20 protein-coding genes are annotated in these 23,441 nt (G+C 72.9%); 13 read left to right on the forward strand and 7 right to left on the reverse strand.

Annotation, left to right across the window (positions count from 1 at the left end):
• Positions 1 to 113: 113 nt before the first annotated feature.
• Positions 114 to 2,639 carry a DEAD/DEAH box helicase gene (locus S1361_RS25595; RefSeq protein ID WP_425088064.1) on the reverse strand — a complete coding sequence of 842 codons (2,526 nt, stop codon included), beginning with the start codon at positions 2,637 to 2,639 and terminating at the stop codon, positions 114 to 116.
• Positions 2,640 to 3,141: 502 nt separating this feature from the next.
• On the opposite strand from S1361_RS25595, the gene S1361_RS25600 reads away from it, so the two are divergent.
• Complete coding sequence (locus S1361_RS25600; RefSeq protein WP_208034108.1) at positions 3,142 to 3,879, forward strand: ferritin-like fold-containing protein; 738 nt, start codon at positions 3,142 to 3,144, stop codon at positions 3,877 to 3,879.
• A 115-nt stretch (positions 3,880 to 3,994) separates the two neighbouring features.
• On the opposite strand, the gene S1361_RS25605 is transcribed toward S1361_RS25600, so the two are convergent.
• The 4 genes from S1361_RS25605 to S1361_RS25620 all read right to left on the reverse strand — a co-directional run bounded on the left by S1361_RS25605 (position 3,995) and on the right by S1361_RS25620 (position 5,837).
• Positions 3,995 to 4,264: a hypothetical protein gene (locus S1361_RS25605; RefSeq protein ID WP_208034109.1), complete on the reverse strand. Its 270-nt coding sequence runs from the start codon at positions 4,262 to 4,264 to the stop codon at positions 3,995 to 3,997.
• 169 nt (positions 4,265 to 4,433) lie between these two features.
• Entirely contained in the window at positions 4,434 to 4,661 is a 228-nt protein-coding gene (locus tag S1361_RS25610) for a DUF3107 domain-containing protein (RefSeq protein WP_030346231.1), read from the reverse strand.
• Between the two features lie 134 nt (positions 4,662 to 4,795).
• Entirely contained in the window at positions 4,796 to 5,437 is a 642-nt protein-coding gene (locus tag S1361_RS25615) for a TetR/AcrR family transcriptional regulator (protein ID WP_208034110.1), read from the reverse strand.
• 166 nt (positions 5,438 to 5,603) lie between these two features.
• The gene (locus S1361_RS25620) at positions 5,604 to 5,837 is read right to left on the reverse strand and encodes a hypothetical protein (RefSeq protein WP_208034111.1); all 234 of its coding nucleotides are present in this window, start codon (positions 5,835 to 5,837) and stop codon (positions 5,604 to 5,606) included.
• 199 nt (positions 5,838 to 6,036) lie between these two features.
• On the opposite strand from S1361_RS25620, the gene S1361_RS25625 reads away from it, so the two are divergent.
• From S1361_RS25625 to moeZ, 12 genes are all read left to right on the forward strand, one after another.
• Entirely contained in the window at positions 6,037 to 7,038 is a 1,002-nt protein-coding gene (locus S1361_RS25625) for an alpha/beta fold hydrolase (protein ID WP_208034112.1), read from the forward strand.
• A gap of 8 nt (positions 7,039 to 7,046) precedes the next feature.
• Positions 7,047 to 8,546 carry a DUF3152 domain-containing protein gene (locus S1361_RS25630; RefSeq protein WP_208034113.1) on the forward strand — a complete coding sequence of 500 codons (1,500 nt, stop codon included), beginning with the start codon at positions 7,047 to 7,049 and terminating at the stop codon, positions 8,544 to 8,546.
• Positions 8,547 to 8,603: 57 nt separating this feature from the next.
• On the forward strand, positions 8,604 to 8,699 hold the full coding sequence (locus S1361_RS40070) for an Ms4533A family Cys-rich leader peptide (protein WP_341829347.1): 96 nt from the start codon (positions 8,604 to 8,606) through the stop codon (positions 8,697 to 8,699).
• 192 nt (positions 8,700 to 8,891) lie between these two features.
• Positions 8,892 to 10,610, forward strand: a complete 1,719-nt coding sequence (locus tag S1361_RS25635; protein ID WP_208034114.1) for an ABC transporter substrate-binding protein — start codon at positions 8,892 to 8,894, stop codon at positions 10,608 to 10,610.
• A 4-nt stretch (positions 10,611 to 10,614) separates the two neighbouring features.
• Positions 10,615 to 11,655, forward strand: a complete 1,041-nt coding sequence (locus S1361_RS25640; protein ID WP_208034115.1) for an ABC transporter permease — start codon at positions 10,615 to 10,617, stop codon at positions 11,653 to 11,655.
• Positions 11,652 to 12,650 (forward strand): ABC transporter permease, encoded by a 999-nt coding sequence (locus S1361_RS25645; RefSeq protein WP_208034116.1) that lies wholly within the window; start codon positions 11,652 to 11,654, stop codon positions 12,648 to 12,650. Before S1361_RS25640 ends, S1361_RS25645 begins: the two co-directional genes overlap by 4 nt.
• Entirely contained in the window at positions 12,647 to 14,263 is a 1,617-nt protein-coding gene (locus S1361_RS25650; RefSeq protein WP_208034117.1) for a dipeptide ABC transporter ATP-binding protein, read from the forward strand. The genes S1361_RS25645 and S1361_RS25650 overlap by 4 nt, the downstream gene beginning before the upstream one ends.
• A gap of 230 nt (positions 14,264 to 14,493) precedes the next feature.
• The gene (locus S1361_RS25655) at positions 14,494 to 16,251 is read left to right on the forward strand and encodes a DUF3492 domain-containing protein (protein ID WP_208034118.1); all 1,758 of its coding nucleotides are present in this window, start codon (positions 14,494 to 14,496) and stop codon (positions 16,249 to 16,251) included.
• 515 nt (positions 16,252 to 16,766) lie between these two features.
• Positions 16,767 to 17,846: a hypothetical protein gene (locus tag S1361_RS25660; RefSeq protein WP_208034119.1), complete on the forward strand. Its 1,080-nt coding sequence runs from the start codon at positions 16,767 to 16,769 to the stop codon at positions 17,844 to 17,846.
• 213 nt (positions 17,847 to 18,059) lie between these two features.
• Positions 18,060 to 19,019, forward strand: a complete 960-nt coding sequence (locus S1361_RS25665; protein ID WP_208034120.1) for an NAD-dependent epimerase/dehydratase family protein — start codon at positions 18,060 to 18,062, stop codon at positions 19,017 to 19,019.
• On the forward strand, positions 19,007 to 19,762 hold the full coding sequence (locus S1361_RS25670) for a spherulation-specific family 4 protein (protein WP_208034121.1): 756 nt from the start codon (positions 19,007 to 19,009) through the stop codon (positions 19,760 to 19,762). The genes S1361_RS25665 and S1361_RS25670 overlap by 13 nt, the downstream gene beginning before the upstream one ends.
• Before the next feature lie 63 nt (positions 19,763 to 19,825).
• Positions 19,826 to 21,004 (forward strand): adenylyltransferase/sulfurtransferase MoeZ, encoded by a 1,179-nt coding sequence (gene moeZ / locus S1361_RS25675; RefSeq protein ID WP_208034122.1) that lies wholly within the window; start codon positions 19,826 to 19,828, stop codon positions 21,002 to 21,004.
• Positions 21,005 to 21,137: 133 nt separating this feature from the next.
• Here moeZ and S1361_RS25680 read toward each other — a convergent pair whose 3' ends face one another.
• The gene (locus S1361_RS25680; protein WP_208034123.1) at positions 21,138 to 21,440 is read right to left on the reverse strand and encodes a hypothetical protein; all 303 of its coding nucleotides are present in this window, start codon (positions 21,438 to 21,440) and stop codon (positions 21,138 to 21,140) included.
• Positions 21,441 to 21,806: 366 nt separating this feature from the next.
• On the reverse strand, positions 21,807 to 23,366 hold the full coding sequence (locus S1361_RS25685; RefSeq protein ID WP_208034124.1) for an alpha/beta hydrolase: 1,560 nt from the start codon (positions 23,364 to 23,366) through the stop codon (positions 21,807 to 21,809).
• Between the last annotated feature and the right edge of the window lie 75 nt (positions 23,367 to 23,441).

The raw sequence follows: 23,441 nt of genomic DNA on the forward strand, positions 1-23,441 counted from the left end.
GCGGCGTGCGTGCCGGCGGTACGGGTGGGCGGTGGAAGGCCGATGGCCGGGTCCACCTGTGTGAACCCGGCCATCGGACCGGTCGTCGTCACCGCCGTACGGGCGGCTCCGGGTCAGGCCTCGGGGGCCTCCACGGCCGCGGCCGTGGCCTTGCGGGTGCGGCGCGCCTTGGGCGCCGCCTCGGCCCCGGCGGTCTCCGGTGCCGTCGCGGCGGTCTTGCGCGTCCGGCGCGGCTTGACCGCCGGCTCCTCGGTGGCCTGCGCCGGAATCTCCGGAGCAGCCGCCTCGGCAACGGCCTTGCGGGTCCGCCGCGCCTTCGGTGCGGCGACCGCTTCCCCGTCGACCGCGTCCAGGGCGGCGGTTGCCGCCTTCCGCGTACGACGCGGCTTGGCCTCGGCCTCGGGGGCCTCCGGCGCGGCAGCGGCGGTCTTGCGGGTCCGGCGCGGCTTGGCCTCGGCGTCCGCTTCGGTCGCCTCCGTTGCGGCTGCGGCTGCGGCGGTCTTGCGGGTCCGGCGGGGCTTGGCCTCGGTGCCTTCGGCGGTGTCCACGGCGGCCTCGGCGGCGGCCGCGGTCTTGCGCGTGCGGCGCGGCTTTGCCTCGGTGTCCGCTTCGGTCGCCTCCGGTGCGGCTGCGGCGGTCTTGCGGGTCCGGCGCGGCTTTGCCTCGGTGCCTTCGGCGGTGTCCACGGCGGCCGTTGCCGTCTTGCGGGTGCGTCGGGGCTTGGCCTCGGCCTCGGCCTCAGGGGCGTCGGGCGTGGCCGGCTCCGCTGCCTTGCGGGTGCGGCGGCGCGGCTTGGCCTCGGTGGCCTCGGCGGTGTCCACGGCGGCCTCGGCGGCGGCCGCGGTCTTGCGGGTGCGGCGCGGCTTTGCCTCGGTGGCCTCCGCCGCGTCCGGCGTCGCCTCGGCCTCGGGGGCCGGCTCGGCCGTCTTGCGGGTGCGGCGGCGCGGCTTGGTCTCCGCGACCGGAGCGGCCTCGGGCTCCGCCACCGGGCTGTCCGCGATCACGGGCTCGGCCACGGGCTCGGCCGCCGGGATAACCTGCGCGGTCGGCTCGGTCACGGGCTCGGTCGCCGGTGCCTCCGTCGCGGCCGGCTTCCGGGTGCGGCGCCGGCGCGGCTTCTCCGGGGTCTCCAGGGCGGCGGGGCCCTCCGCCGTGGTCACCGTCTCGACGGCGGCCTCGTCGGCCGCCGTCGACGCCGCGGCGGCCGTCACCGGCTCCGCCGGCGCTCCACCGCGGGTACGGCGACGGCGGCGCGGCGTACGGGTCGCGGCCGGAGCCTCCTCCGTGCCGGCGGTCTCGGCGACCGGCGCGGCGGGGGAGGCGTCCAGCGGGGCGCCACCGCGGGTACGGCGGCGCCGGCGCGGCGTACGGGCCGTACGCTCCCGCTCGGCCGGGGCCGACTCGGCGTGGCCACCGCGGCCACCACGGCCACGGGCACCCCGCCCACCGGTCTCGCCCAGGTCCTCCAGCTCCTCCGCCTCCAGCCCGGCACGGGTCCGCTGCGAGCGCGGCAGGGTGCCCTTGGTGCCCTCGGGGATACCGAGGTCGGAGAACAGGTGCGGGGAGCTGGAGTACGTCTCCACCGGGTCGTTGAAGTCCAGCTCCAGCGCCTTGTTGATCAGCTGCCAGCGCGGGATGTCGTCCCAGTCGACGAACGTGATCGCCGTACCCTTGGCGCCCGCGCGGCCGGTGCGGCCGACGCGGTGCAGGTACGTCTTCTCGTCCTCGGGCGACTGGTAGTTGATGACGTGGGTGACGCCCTCGACGTCGATGCCGCGCGCGGCGACGTCGGTGCAGACGAGGACGTCCACCTTGCCGTTGCGGAAGGCCCGCAGGGCCTGCTCGCGGGCGCCCTGGCCGAGGTCGCCGTGGACCGCGCCGGAGGCGAACCCGCGGCGCTGGAGCTGCTCGGCGATGTCGGCGGCCGTGCGCTTGGTGCGGCAGAAGATCATCGCCAGCCCGCGGCCCTCGGCCTGCAGGATGCGGGCGACCATCTCCGGCTTGTCCATGTTGTGCGCGCGGTAGACGAACTGCTTGATGTTCGCGACCGTCGCACCCTCGTCGTCCGGCGCGGTGGCGCGGATGTGCGTGGGCCGGGACATGTAGCGGCGGGCGAGGCCGATGACCGCACCCGGCATGGTGGCCGAGAACAGCATGGTCTGGCGCTTGGCCGGCAGCATGTCGATGATCTTCTCGACGTCGGGCAGGAAGCCCAGGTCGAGCATCTCGTCGGCCTCGTCGAGCACCAGGCACTTGACGTGCTTCAGGTTCAGCTTCTTCTGGCCCGCGAGGTCGAGGAGCCGGCCCGGGGTGCCGACGACCACGTCGACGCCCTTCTTCAGGGCCTCCACCTGCGGCTCGTAGGCCCGGCCGCCGTAGATCGCGACCACGCGCACGTTACGGACCTTGCCGGCCGTCAGCAGGTCGTTGGTGACCTGGGTGCACAGCTCGCGCGTGGGGACGACGACGAGCGCCTGCGGGGCGTCGGTGAGGGCCTCGGGGGCGGCGCGTCCGGCCTCGACGTCGGCGGGGACGGTGACGCGCTCCAGGAGCGGGAGGCCGAAGCCGAGCGTCTTGCCGGTGCCGGTCTTGGCCTGGCCGATGACGTCCGTGCCGGAGAGGGCGACGGGGAGTGTCATCTCCTGGATGGGGAAGGGGGTGATGATGCCGACGGCTTCCAGGGCCTCGGCGGTCTCGGGAAGGATTCCGAGTTCTCGAAACGTCGTAGTCAGGGTGCTGCCTCTTCTGTGTGCGCGGTGCGAGGCGAGCGCGGGGGTCATGTCTGACCGTGCCGGGGACGTCGGCTGCCGTACGGACGAACCACTCGGGCAAGCCGTATGACACGGGACCTCTGCCGACGCTCTAGCGCTCGTACCGCTGAGGGGTCCCTCCTGCCGTCGTACGATCACTGCCGTACGGCCTTGGAGGGCTGTCGGGTCGGAGCCGATCGGGCCACCGACCGGGCATCCTCATGCGTGCGGCCTGTCGGGACACGTCGAGCATCGTCGACGCACTCTGGCAGGCGCATTACCACCATACCCCGGATTCGCGCACATGCGATGGCCGATTTGGTCACGTAGTCGTGGTCACACTGGTTGACCAGGGCTTGAGCGCAGCGTCGAGCGGACTATTGTGCGCCTCATGACTAGCTCTGACAAGCCTGAGAACGCGTCCGCCGAACCCACGGGTGTCGCCGCCAAGGACTGGGCGCAGGCCTCCAGCGACCCGCAGTACCGCGCCGCCGTCGTGGACCTGCTCGGCGCGCTCGCGTACGGAGAGCTGGCGGCGTTCGAGCGGCTCGCGGAGGACGCCAAGCTGGCGCCGACCCTCGCGGACAAGGCGGAGCTGGCGAAGATGGCCTCGGCCGAGTTCCACCACTTCGAGCGGCTGCGGGACCGGCTGACCGAGATCGGTGAGGAGCCGACGGCCGCGATGGACCCGTTCGTGGCCGCGCTCGACGGCTTCCACAAGCAGACCGCGCCGTCGGACTGGCTGGAGGGCCTGGTCAAGGCGTACGTCGGCGACTCGATCGCGAGCGACTTCTACCGGGAGGTCGCGGCCCGGCTCGACGCCGACACCCGCGAGCTGGTGCTGGCCGTGCTCGACGACACCGGGCACGCCGAGTTCGCGGTGGAGAAGGTGCGGGCCGCCATCGACGCCGATCCGCGCGTGGGCGGCCGGCTGGCGCTGTGGGCGCGGCGGCTGATGGGGGAGGCACTGTCGCAGTCCCAGCGGGTGGTCGCCGACCGGGACGCGCTGTCCACGATGCTCGTGGGCGGGGTGGCCGACGGGTTCGATCTCGCGGAGGTCGGAAAGATGTTCTCGCGGATCACGGAGGCGCACACCAAGCGGATGGCCGCGCTGGGCCTGGCGGCGTAGCGCTCCGTGGGGGCGGGGGCCTGGCGTCTCGCGGCCGCGGGTGCGTGGGGGTTGCTCGCACAGTTCCCCGTGTCCCTTTCGGGCGCTGCGGCCCCTGCTCGCCGGAAAGGCTCCCTCACGCCGTGGCTGATCGGCGGCGCAGGCGGCCCGTCGGGCGGAGGAGCAGGGACAGCGACGCCACCGAGATGACCGCGGCGCCCAGGAGGCTGAGCAGGACGGTGCCGGGGCCCAGCGCGGTGCGGGTGACGAAGTCGCCGAAGAGGGCCCCGGCGACCCCCGTGGAGTACACCAGCGGGCGGGCCGGGAGCCGATGGGCGAGCCGGTGCGTCGCCGCCCACGCGAGGAACAGACCGAGCACTGCTGAGCCGAGTGCTTCGAGGATCATGTCGGGGTCCCTCCCACGGCCGGTCCTGCTCGACGGTCGTAGCCCGTCATACCCGTGACCTGCGGATTGCAATCCTGCGCTGTGAAGAACCTGTGCTCCGTCGGGGTGCACGCGGCACGCGGAAGGGCCCGGCGGCACACGGCCGCCGGGCCCTTCGCACAACTGTCGCCTACAGCGCGCCGAAACCGACCTTGCGCACGGTCGGCTCGCCGATCTCCACGTACGCGAGACGGTCCGTCGGCACCAGGACCTTGCGGCCCTTCTCGTCCTGGAGGCTGAGCAGCCCGGTCTTCCCGGCCAGCGCCTCGGCCACGATGCTCTCGACCTCCTCGACGCTCTGACCGCTCTCCAGAACGATCTCGCGGGGCGCGTGCTGCACGCCGATCTTGACCTCCACGGCTATGTCCCTCCGACGGTCAGTGATGTGCGCGATCAACCGCGCCGTACCCAGCACACATTAGCCCGGTGAGGGGACGTACACGGCGCGGGCGGGAACGCCAGGAGCGAACAGCGCGCGGGAACAAACGGCCGTCAGTGGTGCTCGGTGCCGTGCAGCGGGAAACCGGCGATGCCCCGCCAGGCCAGCGAGGTCAGCAGCTGCACCGCCTGATCGCGCGGGACGGTGCGGTCGCTGTGCAGCCAGGAGCGGGCGACTACCTGGGCCAGGCCGCCCAGACCGGAGGCCAGCAGCATCGACTCCGCGCGCGAGAGGCCCGTGTCCTCGGCGATGACGTCGCAGATCGCCTCGGCGCACTCGTTGGTGACCTTGTCGACGCGCTCGCGCACCGCGGGCTCGTTCGTCAGGTCCGACTCGAAGACCAGCCGGAAGGCGCCGCCGTCGTCCTCCACGTAGGCGAAGTAGGCGTCCATGGTCGCCCGGACGCGCTGCTTGTTGTCGGTCGTCGACGCCAGCGCGCTGCGCACCGCCTGGATCAGCGACTCGCAGTGCTGGTCCAGCAGGGCGAGGTAGAGGTCGAGCTTGCCCGGGAAGTGCTGGTAGAGCACCGGCTTGCTCACCCCGGCCCGCTCGGCGATGTCGTCCATCGCCGCCGCGTGGTAGCCCTGCGCGACGAAAACCTCCTGAGCGGCGCCCAGCAACTGGTTCCGCCGGGCTCGGCGCGGCAGACGGGTGCCTCGTGGGCGTGCCGCCTCAGTTTGCTCGATGGCTGTCACGCCGCCTCCCAAAGTCGTCCACATGCGGTGTCGGCCGCGCGGCCATCGTACTTTTCGGTAACCGTGGTGTGCGCGGTGCGAGCGCAGAATTTCACGTACCGGACGACGGCGAAAGCCGTGCGGCCCGTCCGGTGCGGCCGGACGGGCCCCGTGCGGACCTGCGACGTCAGCGGTAGTCGTCCTCGTCGAGCGAGACCACGCGCGCCTGTTCGACCAGATCGGCCACGTTCCCGCTGTCCGGGTCCATTCCGGTCAGCGGGTCGTCGCGGTCCGGCGCGATGTCCGTGTGCTGCTCGGCCGCGTCCACCTCCGGCGCCTCGACGTCGCGCTCCTGCGCCGCCTCCGCGTCCAGGTCGTCGATGTCCTCGATCGCGTCGGGCTCGGTGGGGTCATAGGCCATGGTGGGCTCCCTTCCTATGAACGTCCCTGGATAGAGCAGGGGCCACACGCGGGTGCCCTCTGTACGAGCCTAGGAGACAGCTGATCCGGACGCCATGCCGTCAGGCCCGTTCGCCGCACCGGGTCTCCCGCTCCGCACGGGTTCATGCTGTGACGGCGAACACATGAACCCCTACGTGATCACCTCGTAACATTGCCGCATGTCTTCGACCGAGTCGCCGTCCCTTCCGGCCGCCAGTGTGCTTCCCCGGGTGGCACCCGTCCGGGTCGGCGAGGGCGAGCGGCTGCGGTCCGTCGGCCTGCCCGGAGTCACCCTGTCGGTCCGTTCCCGGCCCTCCGCGCGCGCGGGCCTGCCGCCCGCGCTGTACGTCCACGGGCTCGGCGGCTCCTCGCAGAACTGGTCGTCCCTCATGGCCGAGCTGGACGGCGTCGTCGACAGCGAGGCGGTCGACCTGCCGGGCTTCGGTGACTCGCCGCCGCCGGACGACGGTGACTACTCCGTCACCGGGCACGCGCGTGCGGTGATCCGCTATCTCGACACGGCGGGCCGCGGCCCGGTCCACCTCTTCGGCAACTCGCTCGGCGGCGCCGTCGCCACGCGCGTGGCCGCCGTACGCCCCGACCTGGTGCGCACGCTCACGCTCGTCTCGCCCGCCCTGCCCGAGCTGCGGGTGCAGCGCACCGCCGTGCCGACGGGGCTGCTCGGCGTCCCCGGCATCGCCGCTCTCTTCACCCGGCTCACCCGGGAGTGGACGGCCGAGCAGCGGGTGCGCGGGGTCATGGCGCTCTGCTACGGCGACCCCGGGCGGGTCTCGCCGGAGGCCTTCCAGCACGCCGTGGAGGAGTTGGAGCGGCGGCAGCAGCTGCCCTACTTCTGGGATGCGATGGCCCGCTCCGCGCGCGGGATCCTCAACGCCTACACGCTCGGCGGACAGCACGGGCTGTGGCGCCAGGCCGAGCGGGTGCTGGCCCCCACGCTGCTGGTCTACGGCGGCCGGGACCAGCTCGTCGGCTTCCGCATGGCCCACAAGGCCGCCCGCGCCTACCGCGACTCCCGGCTGCTGTCCCTGCCGGACGCCGGGCATGTCGCGATGATGGAGTACCCGGACCTGGTGGCCGGTGCGTTCCGGGAACTCCTGGCACAGGCGAACGGCTCCGGCGGGGCCGCCGGCGCCGCCGGCGCCGCGGGCGCGAGGGGCTGAGGGCCGGGGTGGGACGTCACAGCCGCCGCGGACCGGCCCCGAAGGGCGACTCCGCGGACATAGCCGCCAAGCGGGGGGAGCGACGGGGGGCACGCTCCGGTGACGACACGGGCCGCACGCCCCGGCTGCCGGACGGGCCTGCCGGGCAGCGAGGCGCAGGGTTCGCCGCCGGTGCGCCGGGGTCCTCCGGCGGCGCCGCCGCGGGCGGTGTTCCGGGACCCGCCGACGGCGCCCTCGCGCGGGGCGTGCCGCGGTTCGCGGACGGTACTCCGGCGCGGGGCGTGCCGCGGCTTCCCGACGGCACTCCGGCGCGCGGTGTTGCGCGGCTCCCCGACGGCACTCCGGCGCGCGGTGTACCGCGGCCCGGCGGTGCCGTGTCGGCTCCGGGGGCGCGTGGTGGGCATCCCGAGCAGCGGGAAGCCGGGGGCGGCTGGGGGGAGTCCGGCGGACGGGCTGCCGGTGGTGGCGGTTCCGGTGTCGTGCTGCCGCGGCAGCGGCAGGCGGAGCCGGGAACCCCGGGCCCGGCTGCCCCGCGTCCGGGTGGGTCACGGCGCCGCCCCGGTCCCCGGCAGGAGTACCTCGAGGCCTTCGAAGGCGCCGGCGAGCGCGAGCGGACCGGCGAGGACAGCGGGACCCGTGAGGACACCGGGGCCGGCGCGGCCTCCGCTTCCGCTTCCGGCGCCGGCGTGCCCGCGCAGCGCGGCGGGACCAAGGGGTGGGCCTTCACCGGCATCGCGGCGGCCGCCGTCACCACCGTGCTCGCGGTGGTCGTCGCCGGGCAGGTGACCAAGGCGCAGGACGACGACGGCGTGCAGTCGCGGTCCGTCACCGGTCAGGCCCCCGACACGGGTTCCCCCGGCGACACCTCCGGCGCGCCGACACCCGCCGACGCGCCGAGCCCGGTGACGCTGTCGTACGACCAGAAGATGGCCGAGAAGTACCCCCTCGGTGCCAAGCTGACCGGATCCGGGAAGTTCGACGCGGTGCCCGGTTTCGACAAGGCGCCCGGTACCGGGCAGAAGTATCGTTACCGCGTCGACGTCGAACAGGGCCTGGGGCTGGACGGCGCGCTGTTCGCCGAGGCCGTGCAGCGCACCCTGAACGACAAGCGCAGCTGGGCACACGGCGGCGCCCTCGCCTTCGAGCGGATCTCCTCCGGCAAGCCCGACTTCGTGATCACGCTGGCCAGCCCCGGCACCACCGCGAAGTGGTGCGCCAAATCGGGCCTGGACACCACGGAGGACAACGTCTCCTGCGACTCGGCCGCGACCGAACGCGTGATGATCAATGCGTACCGGTGGGCTCAAGGAAGCAAGACATACGGTGACCGGATCCATGCGTACCGGCAAATGTTGATCAACCATGAGGTCGGCCACCGGCTCGGCCACGGCCACGTCAGCTGTCAGAAGGACGGCGAGCTGGCACCGGTCATGCAGCAGCAGACCAAGTTCCTGGACCACGACGGAATCCACTGCCGCCCCAACCCTTGGCCGTACCCCAGCAGTTGACAGGCGCCACCTGGGTCGCATTGACATCGCGCCGTACGGTCGTTCATATTTCTGCGCATGTGGTCTAGTCATGCCGTCTGCAGCAGCGCCGCCATCGAGCTGGCGCTCATCGGCGTGACCGCACTCTGCGTGGCCGACATCGACTGTCGCTGACACCCGCCTCTCCGGCGCTCGCGTCGCGACTCTTCTCCCCTCTTTCCGTCCGTGACCTCGTCACGGACTTTTCGACGACCCGACGCCGGGGCCGACGTCTGCCCGCAGCCGTCTCACTCCTCGTCCACATGTCTCACTGATCGAGAAACCCTCGATCAACCCCGTCACGTCATCCGAGAGGTCGTCATTCCGATGCGTCAACCGTCCGTCATAGCGCGCCGCGTGGCAGCGGCATCCGTCAGCCTGGTCGTGGCAGCGGGCGCCGCCGCCTGCGGCCCGGAGGACAGCGATGCCAAGGGTTCCGGTGGCGACTCCACGCCCCACAAGGGCGGCACGCTCACGGTGCTGAACTCCGAGCCGCAGACCGACTTCGACCCCGCGCGCCTGTACACCTCCGGCGGCGGAAACGTGCCCTCGCTGGTCTTCCGCACCCTCACCACGCGCAACCGCGAGAACGGCGCGGCCGGCGCCAAGGTCGTCCCGGACCTCGCCACCGACACCGGACGCCCCAACAAGGACGCGACCGTGTGGACGTACACCCTGAAGAAGGGCCTGAAGTACGAGGACGGCACCCCGATCACCTCGGCCGACGTCAAGTACGGCATCGAGCGCTCCTTCGCACCCGAACTCTCCGGAGGCGCACCCTACTTGCGGGACTGGCTGGCCGGCGCCGCCGGCTACCAGGGGCCGTACAAGGACAAGAAGGGCCTGTCCGCGATCGAGACGCCGGACGCCCGGACCATCGTCTTCCACCTGAACAAGCCCGAGGGCGAGTTCCCCTACCTCGCCACGCAGACACAGTTCGCCCCGGTGCCCAAGAGCAGGGACACGGGCACCAAGTACGAGTCGCACCCGGTCTCCTCCGGCCCGTACAGGGTCGTCAGGAACGAGAACGACGGCGAGCACCTCCTCCTGGAGCGCAACCCGCACTGGTCGGCGGCGACCGACGAGGAGCGCAAGGCGTACCCGGACACCATCGACGTGCGCTCCGGCCTCGACTCCTCGGTGATCAACCAGCGGCTGTCCGCCTCCCAGGGCGCGGACGCCGCCGCCGTCACCACGGACACCAACCTCGGCCCGGCCGAACTCGCCAAGGTGACCGGCGACAGGGAACTGGCCGCGCGCGTGGGCACCGGCCACTTCGGCTACACGAACTACCTCGCCTTCAACCCGAGGGTGAAGCCGTTCGACAAGCCCGAGGTGCGCCAGGCGATCTCCTACGCCCTCGACCGGTCCTCCGTGGTCAACGCGGCCGGCGGCAGCGCCCTCGCCGAGCCCGCCACCACCTTCCTGCCGGACCAGAAGTCCTTCGGGTACACGCCGTACGACCCGTTCCCGGCGGGCGCGTCCGGCAACCCGGCCAAGGCCGGGGAACTGCTGGCGCGGGCCGGTTACAAGAACGGTCTCACCATCACGCTGACCCATTCCAACGACAAGAACTTCGAGACCGGCCCGGAGGTCGCCACCGCCGTCCAGGACGCGCTCAAGAAGGCCGGCATCACGGTCGAACTGCAGGGCCTGGAGGACAACGACTACCGGGACAAGATCCACAGCGTGAAGAGCGAGCCGGGCCTCTTCCTCGCCCACTGGGGTGCCGACTGGCCCTCCGGCGGCCCCTTCCTCGCCCCCATCTTCGACGGCCGGCAGATCGTCAAGGATGGAGCGAACTTCAACACGGGCCAGCTCAACGACAAGTCGGTCAATGAAGAGATTGACGCGATCAACAAGTTGACCGACCTTGACGCCGCCGCCCGGCGATGGGGTGCACTGGACAAGAAGATCGGCGAGAAGGCCCTCGTCGTGCCGCTGTTCCACCCGGTCTACAAGCGCCTGTACGGCAAGGACGTCAAGAACGTCGTCATCAGCGACTGGACCGGCGTGCTGGACATCTCCCAGGTCGCGGTGAAGTAGCGCCGTGAGCGAGGCACTCGCCGTCGTCGAGACCGCCGGGACGGACACCTCCGTCCCGGCGGTCTCGGGGGCACGTCAGTTCTGGCGGCGGCTGCGGGCGCAGCGCGCCGCCCTGGTCGCCGCGGCCGTCGTCGCGCTGCTCGTCCTGGTCGCGCTCGCCGCGCCGCTGCTCACCGCCCTGGAGGGCCAGGACCCCACCACCTACCACCCCACCCTGATCGACTCCGCGCGCGGAGGCGTGCCCATCGGCTCCCTCGGCGGCGCGAGCGCCGACCACTGGCTGGGCGTCGAACCGCAGACCGGACGCGACATGTTCGCCCGGCTGGTCTACGGCGCGCGGGTCTCGCTGGGCGTCTCGCTGGGTGCCGCCCTCGTCCAGGTCCTGCTCGGCGTCGCCATGGGCGTGGCCGCGGGCCTGGGCAACCGCTGGGTCGACCTGGTCCTCAGCCGCGTCACCGACATCTTCGTCTCGATGCCCCTGATGATCATGGCGCTCGCGCTGCTGGCCGTCGTGCCGGGCAGCTTCCCGCGGCCCGTCCTCGTCGCGCTGATCATCTCCCTGGTCTCCGGGTGGAGCACCACGGCCAAGATGGTGCGCGCCCAGACCCTCGCCCTGAAGAACCTCGACTACGTCGCGGCCTCCCGGCTGAGCGGCTGGAGCACCTGGCGGACCGCCGTACGCGAACTGCTCCCGGGCCTCGCCGCCCCGGTCATCACGTACGCCGCGCTGCTGATCCCGCAGAACATCAGCGCCGAGGCGGCCCTGTCCTTCCTCGGCGTCGGCGTGAAGCCGCCCACCCCCTCGTGGGGCCAGATGCTGACCTCCGCCGACGTCTGGTACCAAGCGGCCCCGCAGTACCTGCTGCTGCCCGCGCTCGCCCTGTTCGTCACCGTGTTCGCGATGACCGTCCTCGGCGACGGCGTCCGCGTCGCCCTCGACCCGCGCGCAGCCTCCCGCCTGCGCATCGGCACCGGCCGCAAGCGGGAGGCCCGCGCCCGGGCGGCCGTACCCGGCGGCGCACCGAGGAAGGAGGCGCGGCCGTGAGCGGCTTCACCGGCTTCGTCCTGCGCCGGGTCGTCGGCGCCGTGATCACCCTGTTCGTGCTCTCGGTGATCATCTACGTCGTCTTCTACGTCACCCCCGGCAACGTCGCCCAGATCACCTGCGGCCCGCGCTGCTCCCCGGCCCAGGTCCACCAGGTCGCCCAGCAACTCCACCTCGACGACCCGCTGTACGTGCGCTACTGGCACTTCCTGCAGGGCATCTTCGTGGGCCAGGACTTCTCCACGGGCACCTCCGTGGAGCACTGCGCGGCGCCCTGCCTCGGCCAGTCGTACCGGACCGACCAGCAGGTCACGGACATCATCCTGACCAAGCTGCCGGTGAGCTTCTCGCTGGTGCTCGGCGCGATGGTGATCTGGCTGCTGCTCGGCATCGGCACCGGCGTGCTCTCCGCCTGGCGGCGCGGCCGGCTCTCCGAGCGCCTCCTGACCGCCATCACCCTCGCGGGCGTCGCCACGCCCGTCTTCGTCATCGGCCTGGTCCTGATGATCGTCGTCTGCGGCGAACTCCAGCTGCTGCCCTTCCCGCAGTATGTGAACCTCACCGACGACCCCGAGCAGTGGGCGTGGAACCTGCTGCTGCCCTGGCTCTCCCTCGCCCTCATCGAGGCGGCCAACTTCGCCCGGCTGACCCGGGCGTCGATGCTGGAGACACTGGCCGAGGACCACATCCGCACCTTCCGCGCCTACGGCGTCAGCGAGCGTGCGGTGATCGCCCGGCACGCGCTGCGCGGCGCGACGGCCTCCGTCATCGCCCTCAACGCGGTCACCTTCGGCTCCGCCGTCGGCGGCGCCGTCCTCACCGAGACCCTGTTCGGCCTGCCCGGCATCGGCCAGGAGCTGGTGCACGCGGTGAAGGTCGTCGACCTTCCGGTGGTCGTCGGCATGGTCCTGGTGACCGGCTTCTTCGTGGTCCTCGCCAACGCCCTCGCGGACGTCCTGTACGCGGTGGCCGACCGACGGGTGGTGCTCGCATGAGCCCGGTGGAAGCGGCCGGCACGAGCCTCGTGGACGTGACGGACCTGACCGTCGAGTTCGGCGCCCTGCGCGCCGTCGACGGGCTCTCCTTCAGTCTGGCGAAGGGCGCCGCCCTGGCGCTGGTCGGAGAGTCCGGCTCCGGCAAGTCCACGGTCGCGGGCGCCCTGCTGGGCCTGCACCGGGGCACCGGGGCCCGGGTCGGCGGCTCGGTGCGGGTGGCCGGCACCGACGTACAGGCGGCCTCCGACGAGGAGCTGCGCCGGCTGCGCGGCGCCAAGGCCGCCATGGTCTTCCAGGACCCGCTGTCCTCGCTCGACCCGTACTACGCGATCGGCGACCAGATCGCCGAGGTCCATCGCGTCCACGCGCGCGTGTCGCGGCGCGCCGCACGCGCGCGTGCCGTGGAGGTGCTGGAGCGGGTCGGGATCCCGGACGCGGCGCGGCGGGCCCGGTCCCGCCCGCACGAGTTCAGCGGCGGCATGCGCCAGCGCGCGCTGATCGCCATGGCCCTCGCCTGCGAGCCGGACCTGCTGATCGCCGACGAGCCGACCACCGCGCTCGACGTCACCGTCCAGGCGCAGATCCTCGATCTGCTGCACGGGCTGCGCGAGGAGACCGGCATGGGGCTGCTGCTCGTCACCCACGACGTGGGCGTGGCCGCCGAGAGCGTGGACGACGTCCTCGTCATGCGGCACGGCAGGGCCGTCGAGCGCGGCCCGGTCGGCGCGGTCCTGGCGGCGCCCGCCGAGCCGTACACCCGCGAGCTGCTCGACGCCGTCCCGCGCGTGGACGCCCGCCGGACCGGCTTCCCGGTCACCGGCGAGGTGGTGCTGGAGGCCGTCGGCGTGCGGCGCGAGTTCGGGCGCGGCAAGCGGGCGTTCGCGGCCGTGGACGACGTCTCGGTGACCGTCCGGCGCGGGGAGACCCTCGGTGTGGTCGGCGAGAGCGGCAGCGGCAAGACGACGCTCGGCCGCATGCTCGTCGGGCTGCTGGAACCCACCGCCGGCGGGATCCGGTACGAAGGAAGCCCGCACACCGGGGTGAACCCGGCCGTCCAGATGGTCTTCCAGGATCCCGTCTCCTCCCTCAACCCGCGCCGCAGCGTGGGCGAGTCCATCGCCGACCCGCTCCGCGCGCGCGGAGAGCGGGACGAGCAGCGCATCCGGGCGCGGGTACGGGAACTGCTGGAGCGCGTGGGCCTGGACGGGGCGCACCACGACCGCTATCCGCACGAGTTCAGCGGCGGACAGCGCCAGCGCATCGGCATCGCGCGGGCGCTCGCCGCCGAACCGCGCGCCATCGTCTGCGACGAGCCCGTCTCCGCGCTCGACGTCACCACCCAGGCCCAGGTGGTCGCCCTGCTCGGCGAACTCCAGCGGGAACTCGGCCTCGCGCTGGTCTTCATCGCGCACGACCTCGCCGTCGTCCGCCAGGTCAGCGACCGGGTCGCGGTGATGCGGCGGGGCCGGCTCGTCGAGTACGGGCCCGCCGACGAGGTGTACGACAGCCCGCGCGAGCCGTACACCCGGCAGCTCCTGGCCGCCGTACCCGCGCTCGACCCGGAGCTGGCGGCCCGGCGCCGCGCCGCCCGGCGCACACCGGCAGCGGCGTAGCGCCCGGCGGCCGCGCCCGCCTGGCGTAACGTTTCGCGCTCGGGTGATCACTGTCTGGTCCCTTAGCGTGACGGAACGCGAGCCGCACGCGAAAGTTACGGCCGTTCACCCCTTTTGGTGGTGCGACGGACAACCGTCCGTCGCACCACCGCCCTGTGCCTCTACGTTCGTCCCGCTGCGAGCCGCCGGGCCACCGGCGGCTCCCCAGACGGGAGATCGGGGGTGCACACGTGCGCATAGGACTGCTCACCGATGGTGGCTATCCGTATGTGAACGGTGACGCCATGCTCTGGTGCGACCGGCTCGTGCGCGGACTCGAGCGGCACGAGTTCGACGTCTACGCGCTCAGCCGCAGCCGGCGCCAGCAGGACGAGGGTTTCGTCCCGCTCCCGCCCCAGGTAAGGCGGGTGCGTACGGCGCCGCTGTGGACGGCCGGGGACGAAGGGGTCGCCCACGGACGGCGTGCGCGCCGGCGCTTCGCCGAGTGCTACGGCGAACTGGTCGCGGCGATCTCCACCGCGGGCGCCGGCACCGTGGGGACCGCCGGGACCGTGACCGCCGGGGCCGAGGGTGCCTCGGACGCCGGGTCCCGGGACGCTTCCGACGATCTGGCGGACCGTTTCGGCAGCGCGCTGTACGGGCTCGCCGAACTCGCCCGCGAGACCGGCGGACTCGTCGGCGCCCTGCGCTCCGAAACCGCCCTCCGCGCCCTGGAACGCGCCTGCCGCGCCCCGCACGCGCTGCGCACGGCGCGCGAGGTCCGGGTACCCGACCTGCTCGCCGTCGCCGCACACCTCGAACGCGCCCTGCGCCCCCTCTCCCTGGACTGGTACGGCGACGACGGCCTCGGCGCGGACGACCTCTGCCACGCCACCGCCGGCGGCCCCGCCGCCCTCGCCGGCCTGCTCGCCCGGCACTTCTGCGACGTCCCGCTGCTCGTCACCGAGTACGGCGTCCACCTGCGCTCGCACTACCTGACCCTCGGCCCCGACACCGCCGCCCCCGTCGTCCGCGCCCTGCTCGGCGCCTTCCACGGCCGGCTCGCCGCCGAGGTCTACCGCGCGGCCGCGATCCTCACCCCGGGCAACGCGCACGCCCGCCGCTGGCAGGAACGGTGCGGCGCCGACCGCGACCGGATCCGCACGGTGTACCCCGGCATGGCGGCCGACCGCTTCACCGAGGTCGGCGAGGCCCCGGACCGGGCCGACCCGGACACCCTGGTCTGGGTCGGCCGCGCGGAACCCGCCAAGGACCTCTTCTCCCTGCTGCACGCCTTCGCCGAGGTCCGCAGGCAGCATCCCGGGGCCCGCCTGAGGATCATCGGCGCGCCACCCTCCGACGCCGAGGACGCGGCCTATCTCGGCCACTGCCGGACGCTCGCCGCGCAGCTCTTCCCGGACGAGGCGGAGGGCGCGCACGCCGTCGGCGACAACCCCGTCTCCTTCGAGGAGATCGGTGCCCCGGAGGCCCCGACGCTGCCCGACGCGTACGCCGCCGGAGCGGTCGTCGTCCTCTCCAGCGTCGTGGAGGGCTTCCCGATCAGTCTCGTCGAGGCCATGCTCTGCGGCCGGGCCACCGTCTCCACGGACGTGGGCGCGGTCGTCGAGGTCATCGGGGGCACGGGACTGGTCGTGCCGCCGCGCAACCCCAGGGCGCTCGCCGAGGCGTGCGTGGCGCTGCTGCGCGACCCCGAGCGCCGTGAGCGCCTCGGTGCGGCCGCGCGCGCCCGGGCGCTCGAACTGTTCACCGTCGAGCAGAACATCGCGGCCTACCACGGAATCTACCTGGAGATCGTCTCGCACTGCCCGGTCCGCCGGGTCGTCCTGGACGAGTCAGGCGAACCCCTGCCGTTCGCCACCCCGGCCGAGTCCCACGTGCCCGGACGCTGGACCGGCCCCACGGCCCGCGTCCTGCCCCGCAGCGCCCCCGCCTGGGCCACCGACACCCCGGCCCGCGCGACCCTGCCGACCACGGAGGGGGTCCGATGAGCGACCTGGACAGCCGGACCACCGGCAGGGGCACTGGTCGGGCCTTCACGGAGGAACCCGTGGCGGAAGCGGCGGACGAGTGGGGCGGCCTGGGCTCTGGCGCGGGCGATGCGTCAGGTACCGGTCGCTCGGGTCAGGGGGGTGTGCCGGTCCCCGGGGGCTCGGGCGTGGGCTCAGGTGGGGGCGGTGTCGGGGGTGGTGTGCCGGGTGGCTCGGGTGCGCCGGTCGTCCCCGGGGTCCCGGAGGAGTTCGCCGGGCCCGGGCCCGGGTTCGCTCCGGACGGCAGCCTGAGCCTCCGCGAGCCGGCTGGAGCCGGCCGCGCCGGTACGCCCAGCGGTGGCGGCCCCTGGGACACGCGGTCGGGGGAGTGGCCGGCGGGCGACCCCGTACAGCAGAGAACCGGGCACGACCCCGGACCGCCGGCCGTTCCCGCTCCGCCCGGCCCTCGCGCCGCAGCGGAGGCCAGGTCCGAGCCGAAGCGTGCCACCGGCCCGCGCCGGGGCGCCGGTGACCCGGTGAAGGCCCTGCTGCACCGCCACCGTGAGCTGTGCGAGCGGGCCGTGGACCCGCTGGAGATCGCGGCGGGGCTGGAGGCGCACGGCGTCACCGACCGCACCGCCGCCCGCTTCCGCCACCGTGACGTGTTCTCGCTCGCCGAGGAGCTGTACGCGCGCGTGCCGCGCACCGCCGAGCCGCGCCCGGAGCCGGAACCCCTGCCGGTGCCCCGGATCCGTGCCGGCTGGGCGCTGCTCACCCTCCTGCCCGGAGCGCTCGGCGCCGCCACGGTGACCGGGCTGCGGCTCACCCACGGACACCCCCGCCTGCTCGTGGCACTCGGCGGCCTCCTCGCCGTGGCCCTCGCCATGCGGGCGGCACTGCGCCACGGCCCGCTCGCCGGCCCGCCCGGCCCGCGCGCGTGGCGCACCGCGGCCGCCACGCGCGCGTGCACGCTCTGGCTGCTGGGGTACGCCCTCGCCGGCGACGGCCTCCTCCACACCCTCCTGACGGGCGGCCTCGACGCCCTGCCCACCGGGACGCCGGACAGCCGCTGGCCCAGGGCCACCGCACCCGTGCCGGCCCTCCTGCTCGCCTGCGCACCGGCGGCCTGGTCCGCCCACCTGCTCGCCGCCGGTGCCCGCCGCAGGCTCGCCCGCAGCCGCGGCCTGGAGGAGTTCACGGTCGCCGCGAAACCACTGCTGGCCGGCGCGTTCGCCCTTTTCGTGGCCGCTCTCGCCGCACTGCTCGTACTGTGCGGCACCCTCCTGCACGAGCCCGCGGCCCTTCCGCAGGGCCTCGCCCTGGGCGTCCTGCTCCTGCTCGCCCGCCTGCTCACCGTGCACCGCCACCGGCACGCCCCCGCCCTCGCGCTGGGCGCCGCCGCGGCCACGGAAGCGGCGGCCCTCGCGCTGCCGGCGGCCGGCCGGGTGCCCGGCTGCGCCTTCCTGGCGGCCCCCGTCGAGACCCTCGTCGGTGCCTGGGGCGAGGCAGCCGTACCGTCCCTCGCCTGCGGCACCGCGGCCCTGGCCCTGCTGTGGCACGCCGGCCGCACCCTCACCCGGGCCTCGGCCCACGCGCCCACCGGAGCACCCGAGTGAACTCTCCGCCACCGGCCCGGCCCACCGCCGGCGGCACCCGCACCACCCCTTTGAAGGAGAAGACCAGATGACCACCTCCCGAGCCGGAGCGTCCGGAGCGTCCGGAGCCTTTGCGAGCGCCGGAGTCCCCGCGAGCGCCGGAGTCTCCGGAGCAGCCGCACGAGCCGTCGAAACGGCCTGTACCACCGGTGCGCACACCCCGGGAGCCGACCGATGAGGGTCCTGCTGATCGGAGCCAACGGATTCATCGGCCGCTTCGTCGCCGACCGTCTGCTCGCCGACCCGGCCGTCCAGCTCACCGCGCTCGGCCGCGGTGACGACGCCGACGTCCGCTTCGACCTCGCCACCGGCAGCCCGGGAGCACTCACCCGCTTCCTCGACGCGGTCCACCCCGGAGTCGTCGTCAACTGCGCCGGTGCCACCCGCGGCGGCGCCCGCGAACTCACCCGCCACAACACCGTCGCCGTGGCCACCGTCTGCGAGGCCCTGCGCCGCAGCGGGTGCGGTGCCCGCCTGGTGCAGATCGGGTGCGGCTCCGAGTACGGTCCCAGCCAGCCCGGGTCCTCCACGGCCGAGGACGCCGTACCGCGCCCCGGCGGCCCCTACGGCGTCAGCAAGCTCGCAGCGACCGAACTGGTCCTCGGCTCCGGTCTGGACGCCGTCGTACTGCGCGTCTTCTCGCCGGTCGGCCCCGGCACCCCGGCCGGCTCCCCGCTGGGCCGCCTGGCGGAGGCCATGCGGCGCGCGATGCAGTCCGGCGACGGCGAACTCAAGCTCGGCGGCCTCGGTGCCCAGCGCGACTTCGTGGACGTACGCGATGTCGCCCGGGCCGTGCACGCCGCCTCGCTCTCCGCCGCGCAGGGCGTGATCAACATCGGCTCCGGCCGTGCCGTCCGCCTCAGAGACGCCGCCGCCGTCCTCGCGAGGGTGGCCGGATACGGCGGTGCCCTCCACGAACTCGACGCCCCGCCCGGTCCGCTGCGCAGCGCCATCGGCCACCCCCGCACCGACTCGGAGCACCCGGCCCCGGTGGCGTACCCGTACCCGGACGGCTGCGGCAGCTGGCAGCAGGCCGATGTGCGCACCGCGCGCGACCGGCTCGGCTGGCGACCCCGGATCAACCTCGAAGAATCCCTGGCCGACATCTGGATGGAGGCGGCATGCCGCATCTGACCAGCACCACCGCGGGCGCCACCGGCACCGGCACCGGGGTCCGCACCGCCCTCGGCATCCCCGGCTACGCCCACCCGCTCGTCGCCCCCGCCCAGTGGGCGGAACTCGCCCGCCCCGGCACACCGGTGCACTGGGTCGTCCTCGACGTCGCCGCCGGCCCCGGCAGCCGCCCCGACCCGCACTGTCTGGAGGCCGTGGCCCGGCTGCGGGCCGCGGGTGTCCGCATCCTCGGCCACCTCGACCTCACCCACGGCACCCGGGTCTTCGGCGATCTGCTCTCCGACGCCCACCGCCATCTCGACTGGTACCGGGTCGACGGCTTCCTGCTGGACCGCTGTCCCGTCGAGCGTGCCGCACTGCCCGAGGTCCGCCGTGCCGTCACCACGCTCCGGGCGCTGAGTGACACCGCCCACATCGTCCTCGGCCACGGCCGCCATCCGCACCCCGGGTACGCTGAGACCGCCGACCAGCTGGTGACCTTCTCCGGCTCCTGGTCCGACTACCGCTGGTCGCAGGTGGCCGAGTGGACCGCCGACTATCCGCCCGACCGCTTCTGCCACTTCGTGCACAGCGCCCCCCGCGGCCACCTGGACGAGGCGCTGCGGATCGCTCGCTGGCAGGGCGCGGCCACGATCTACTTCACGGACCGCACGGACCGGGGCGGCCGGGCGGACCCCTGGGAGACCATGCCCGGCTACTGGGACGACATCGTCTCGCGGGTCGGAACGGGTGTCTCGGAATGAAGAAGGCCGTGGCAGTGTTACAGGGAGAACAACTGTAGTGATTGACCGACCAACGGAGTCCCCGTGTCGCTGCCACCCCTGGTCGAGCCAGCTCCTGAGCTCACCGTAGACGAGGTCCGCAGGTACTCCCGCCACCTGATCATCCCCGACGTGGGCATGGACGGGCAGAAGCGGCTGAAGAACGCCAAGGTGCTCTGTGTGGGCGCCGGCGGCCTGGGCTCGCCGGCGCTGATGTACCTGGCCGCCGCGGGCGTGGGCACCCTCGGCATCGTGGAGTTCGACGAGGTCGACGAGTCGAACCTGCAGCGCCAGATCATCCACAGCCAGGCCGACATCGGCCGCTCCAAGGCCGAGTCCGCCCGCGACAGCGTCAAGGGCATCAACCCGTACGTGAACGTGATCCTTCACGAGGAGCGGCTGGAAGCCGACAACGTGATGGAGATCTTCAGCCAGTACGACCTGATCGTCGACGGCACCGACAACTTCGCGACCCGCTACCTGGTCAACGACGCGTGCGTGCTGCTGAACAAGCCGTACGTGTGGGGTTCGATCTACCGCTTCGACGGTCAGGCCTCGGTCTTCTGGTCCGAGCACGGTCCCTGCTACCGCTGCCTCTACCCGGAGCCCCCGCCCCCCGGCATGGTTCCCTCCTGCGCCGAGGGCGGCGTCCTGGGCGTGCTGTGCGCGTCCATCGGCTCCATCCAGGTCAACGAGGCCATCAAGCTCCTCGCGGGCATCGGCGAGCCGCTGGTCGGCCGCCTGATGATCTACGACGCCCTGGAGATGCAGTACCGCCAGGTCAAGGTCCGCAAGGACCCCAACTGCGCGGTCTGCGGCGAGAACCCGACCGTCACCGAGCTCATCGACTACGAGGCCTTCTGCGGCGTCGTCTCCGAGGAGGCCCAGGCGGCGGCCGTCGACTCCACGATCACTCCCAAGCAGCTCAAGGAGTGGATCGACGACGGCGAGAACATCGAGATCATCGACGTCCGCGAGCCGAACGAGTACGAGATCGTCTCCATCCCGGGCGCCAGGCTGATCCCGAAGAACGAGTTCCTCATGGGCACCGCCCTCGAGGGTCTGCCGCAGGACAAGAAGATCGTCCTGCACTGCAAGACGGGTGTCCGCAGTGCGGAAGTCCTCGCGGTCCTGAAGTCCGCGGGCTTCTCCGACGCGGTCCACGTCGGCGGCGGCGTCATCGGCTGGGTCAACCAGATCGAACCGCACAAGCCGGTCTACTGATCACCGGTCCTGCTGGCCAGCGGGACTGACGAAGCCCACGGCTCCGACCTGGTCGGAGCCGTGGGCTTCTGTGTTTCGCGGCCGGTGATGCGGCCATCGGGAGCCAGAGGATCGGTCAGAGAGAAGCCCCGGCCTAGTCGGTGATCCGATAGTAAGTCGCCGCCTTGTCGGTCGCTTCGCCGAGTTGCTGAGCCATCTCCGCGACGATCGCATCCGCCGCGTCAAGCGCTGGTGCGCCGTCGACGTACACGTACCAGGTGCCCGCAAGCTCCCATGATGCCGACACCGTGGTGTTGCCCGTCCGGAAGGAGTGATCGCCATCGCCCTCGATGGCGTGACACGCTAACGATCGGGGCTGAAGGACGGCTGGAAAGTCATCCCGGGGCAAGACAGGCCAGTCGTCACCACTGGCGGTGCTGATCGTGTATTCGGCCACAGGAGATCATTACAGGGCAGCTGGCGGAGTGCGCGCCACTGTCGCAGGGCAAGGTGGCTGAGTTCCAGAAAGCGACGCCGTTCACTTCCACGCCGCCATCCGCCCAGACGGACCGGACACCCGCCGAAACTCACCGCGCGCTGCATTTCCGGCCCTGGCATCCGCTTCCACCGTACGCCGGCGGCTCGCCCAGGACGCGATCAAGCCCTGCGCCGGGACCGGAACGCGGAGCCCGGCGTCCAGGCCACCCCGTATACCGCCCGCGAAGCCCTGGGCGACCAGCTCACCGACGAAAGGGATGAGCCGGTTCCCCGGTCCGTGCGGTGGGGCTTCGGGTGTCTGTGGTGTCCGGAGTCCCCGTTCGCGTCATGAGCAGGTTTTGCCGTCCTTCGGGACCGTTCCCTTCAGCAGGTAGGCGTCCACCGTCGAGTCGACGCAGTCGCTGCCGTTGCCGTACGCGCCATGTCCCTCGCCCGTCCAGGTGAGTTCGACACCCACGCCCCGGCCCAGTTCGTCGGCCATTCTACGGGTGCCCTCGTAGGGGGTGGCCGGGTCGCCGGTGGTGCCGACCAGCAGGATCGGTGCCGCGCCCGGCGCGCTGACCTCCGGGGTGTCGTACTGCCCCGGCACCGGCCAGTCGTGGCACCAGCCGGCGGTGTCCCAGCCCAGGTAGTCCCCGAACACCGGCGATATGCGTTCGAACTCCGCCAGCCGCCGCCGCGTCTCGGTGAGGGTCGGCCGCTGCTTCTCGTCCAGGCACGATATGGCCCGCTGGGAGTGGGACGTCGTGCCGTAACGACCCGAGGCGTCCCGGTCGTTGTACTGGTCGGCGAGCGCCAGCAGCCCCGAACCGTCGCCCTTCTGCGCCGACTTGAGGGCGTCGGTCAGCCTGGGCCACGTCGACTCGCTGTACAGCGGCAGGAAGATCCCGGTGACCGCGAGCGTCTGGGTCAGCTTCCGTCCGGACGACGTCGGCAGGGGCTTGGTGTCGAGCCGTGTCAGCAGGCCCGCTATCTGCCGTGAGCCCCGCTCGGGGTCCTGGCCGGTGGACTTCAGGTAGTCGTCCAGGGCCCGCTGGAAGCCGCGGGCCTGGTTCTGGGCGTGGCCCACCGTGTCCGCGGTGGGGTCGACCACCGCGTCGAGGACCAGCCGGCCCACCCGCCGCGGGAACAAGTGGGCGTAGACCCCGCCGAGTTCGGTGCCGTAGGAGATGCCGAAGTAGTGCAGTTGGTCGTCGCCCAGGACCTGGCGCATCAGGTCCATGTCGCGTGCGGTGTCGGTGGTGGACACATGGGCCAGCAGCGGGCCGGCGGCCTTCTGGCAGCCCTTGCCGAAGTCGGTGGCGTCCCGGAAGTAGGCCTGTTCCTCGGCCGGGGTGTCCGGTGTGGCGTCCACGGACTCGGCGGCTTCGATCTCCCGGTCGCCGCGGCAGCGGACGCCCTGGCTCGCACCGACCCCGCGTGGGTCCCAGCTCACCAGGTCGTAGCGCTCGTGGAGTGCGGAGACGGAGTCCGCGAAGTACGGCATCGTCGACAGGCCCGAGCCGCCGGGGCCGCCGAAGTTGAACAGCAGCGAGCCGATGCGGTCGCCACCGGTGGCCCGTGCGCGGATGAGGGCGAGACCGATCGTCCTGCCGTCCGGCTTCGACCAGTCCAGCGGCACCTTGAGGGTCGCGCACCGCCAGGCGTCGCTCGGGGCGGAGGATTTCCCGGTGGCCTGACAGCGCCGCCAGTCGAGGTGCTGAGAGGTGAGGGAGGACGGAAGAGCCGTCGAGGACGGTACGGCCGGGGAACGCGACGCCGGCGGGGAAGCCGGGCCGGTCCCCTTGCCCTCGTCCCTGTCGCCGCCCCCGCCGGACGAGCCGCCGCAGCCGGTCAGCAGCAGCCCTGCCGCCACCGCGGCCGTCCACCGCAGGAATCGCATCATGCGCACCCCCCTGACAGGCCCGGCGCGTCGTGCCGCGCCGGGTGTTCAGGCCATGGTAGGCGCACCGGGCACGGG

It is taken from the genome of Streptomyces cyanogenus, from assembly GCF_017526105.1.
Taxonomy (GTDB): Bacteria; Actinomycetota; Actinomycetes; order Streptomycetales; family Streptomycetaceae; genus Streptomyces; species Streptomyces cyanogenus.

Excerpts from the sequence above, each read along its gene's own strand:
- S1361_RS25605 (WP_208034109.1), bottom strand. The coding sequence starts at position 4,264 with ATGATCCTCGAAGCACTCGGCTCAGCAGTGCTCGGTCTGTTCCTCGCG.
- S1361_RS25625 (WP_208034112.1), top strand. The coding sequence starts at position 6,037 with ATGTCTTCGACCGAGTCGCCGTCCCTTCCGGCCGCCAGTGTGCTTCCC.
- S1361_RS25685 (WP_208034124.1), bottom strand. The coding sequence starts at position 23,366 with ATGATGCGATTCCTGCGGTGGACGGCCGCGGTGGCGGCAGGGCTGCTG.
- S1361_RS25665 (WP_208034120.1), top strand. The coding sequence starts at position 18,060 with ATGAGGGTCCTGCTGATCGGAGCCAACGGATTCATCGGCCGCTTCGTC.
- S1361_RS25600 (WP_208034108.1), top strand. The coding sequence starts at position 3,142 with ATGACTAGCTCTGACAAGCCTGAGAACGCGTCCGCCGAACCCACGGGT.
- S1361_RS25650 (WP_208034117.1), top strand. The coding sequence starts at position 12,647 with ATGAGCCCGGTGGAAGCGGCCGGCACGAGCCTCGTGGACGTGACGGAC.
- S1361_RS40070 (WP_341829347.1), top strand. The coding sequence starts at position 8,604 with ATGTGGTCTAGTCATGCCGTCTGCAGCAGCGCCGCCATCGAGCTGGCG.
- S1361_RS25595 (WP_425088064.1), bottom strand. The coding sequence starts at position 2,639 with ATGACACTCCCCGTCGCCCTCTCCGGCACGGACGTCATCGGCCAGGCC.
- S1361_RS25620 (WP_208034111.1), bottom strand. The coding sequence starts at position 5,837 with ATGGCCTATGACCCCACCGAGCCCGACGCGATCGAGGACATCGACGAC.
- S1361_RS25670 (WP_208034121.1), top strand. The coding sequence starts at position 19,007 with ATGCCGCATCTGACCAGCACCACCGCGGGCGCCACCGGCACCGGCACC.
- S1361_RS25635 (WP_208034114.1), top strand. The coding sequence starts at position 8,892 with ATGCGTCAACCGTCCGTCATAGCGCGCCGCGTGGCAGCGGCATCCGTC.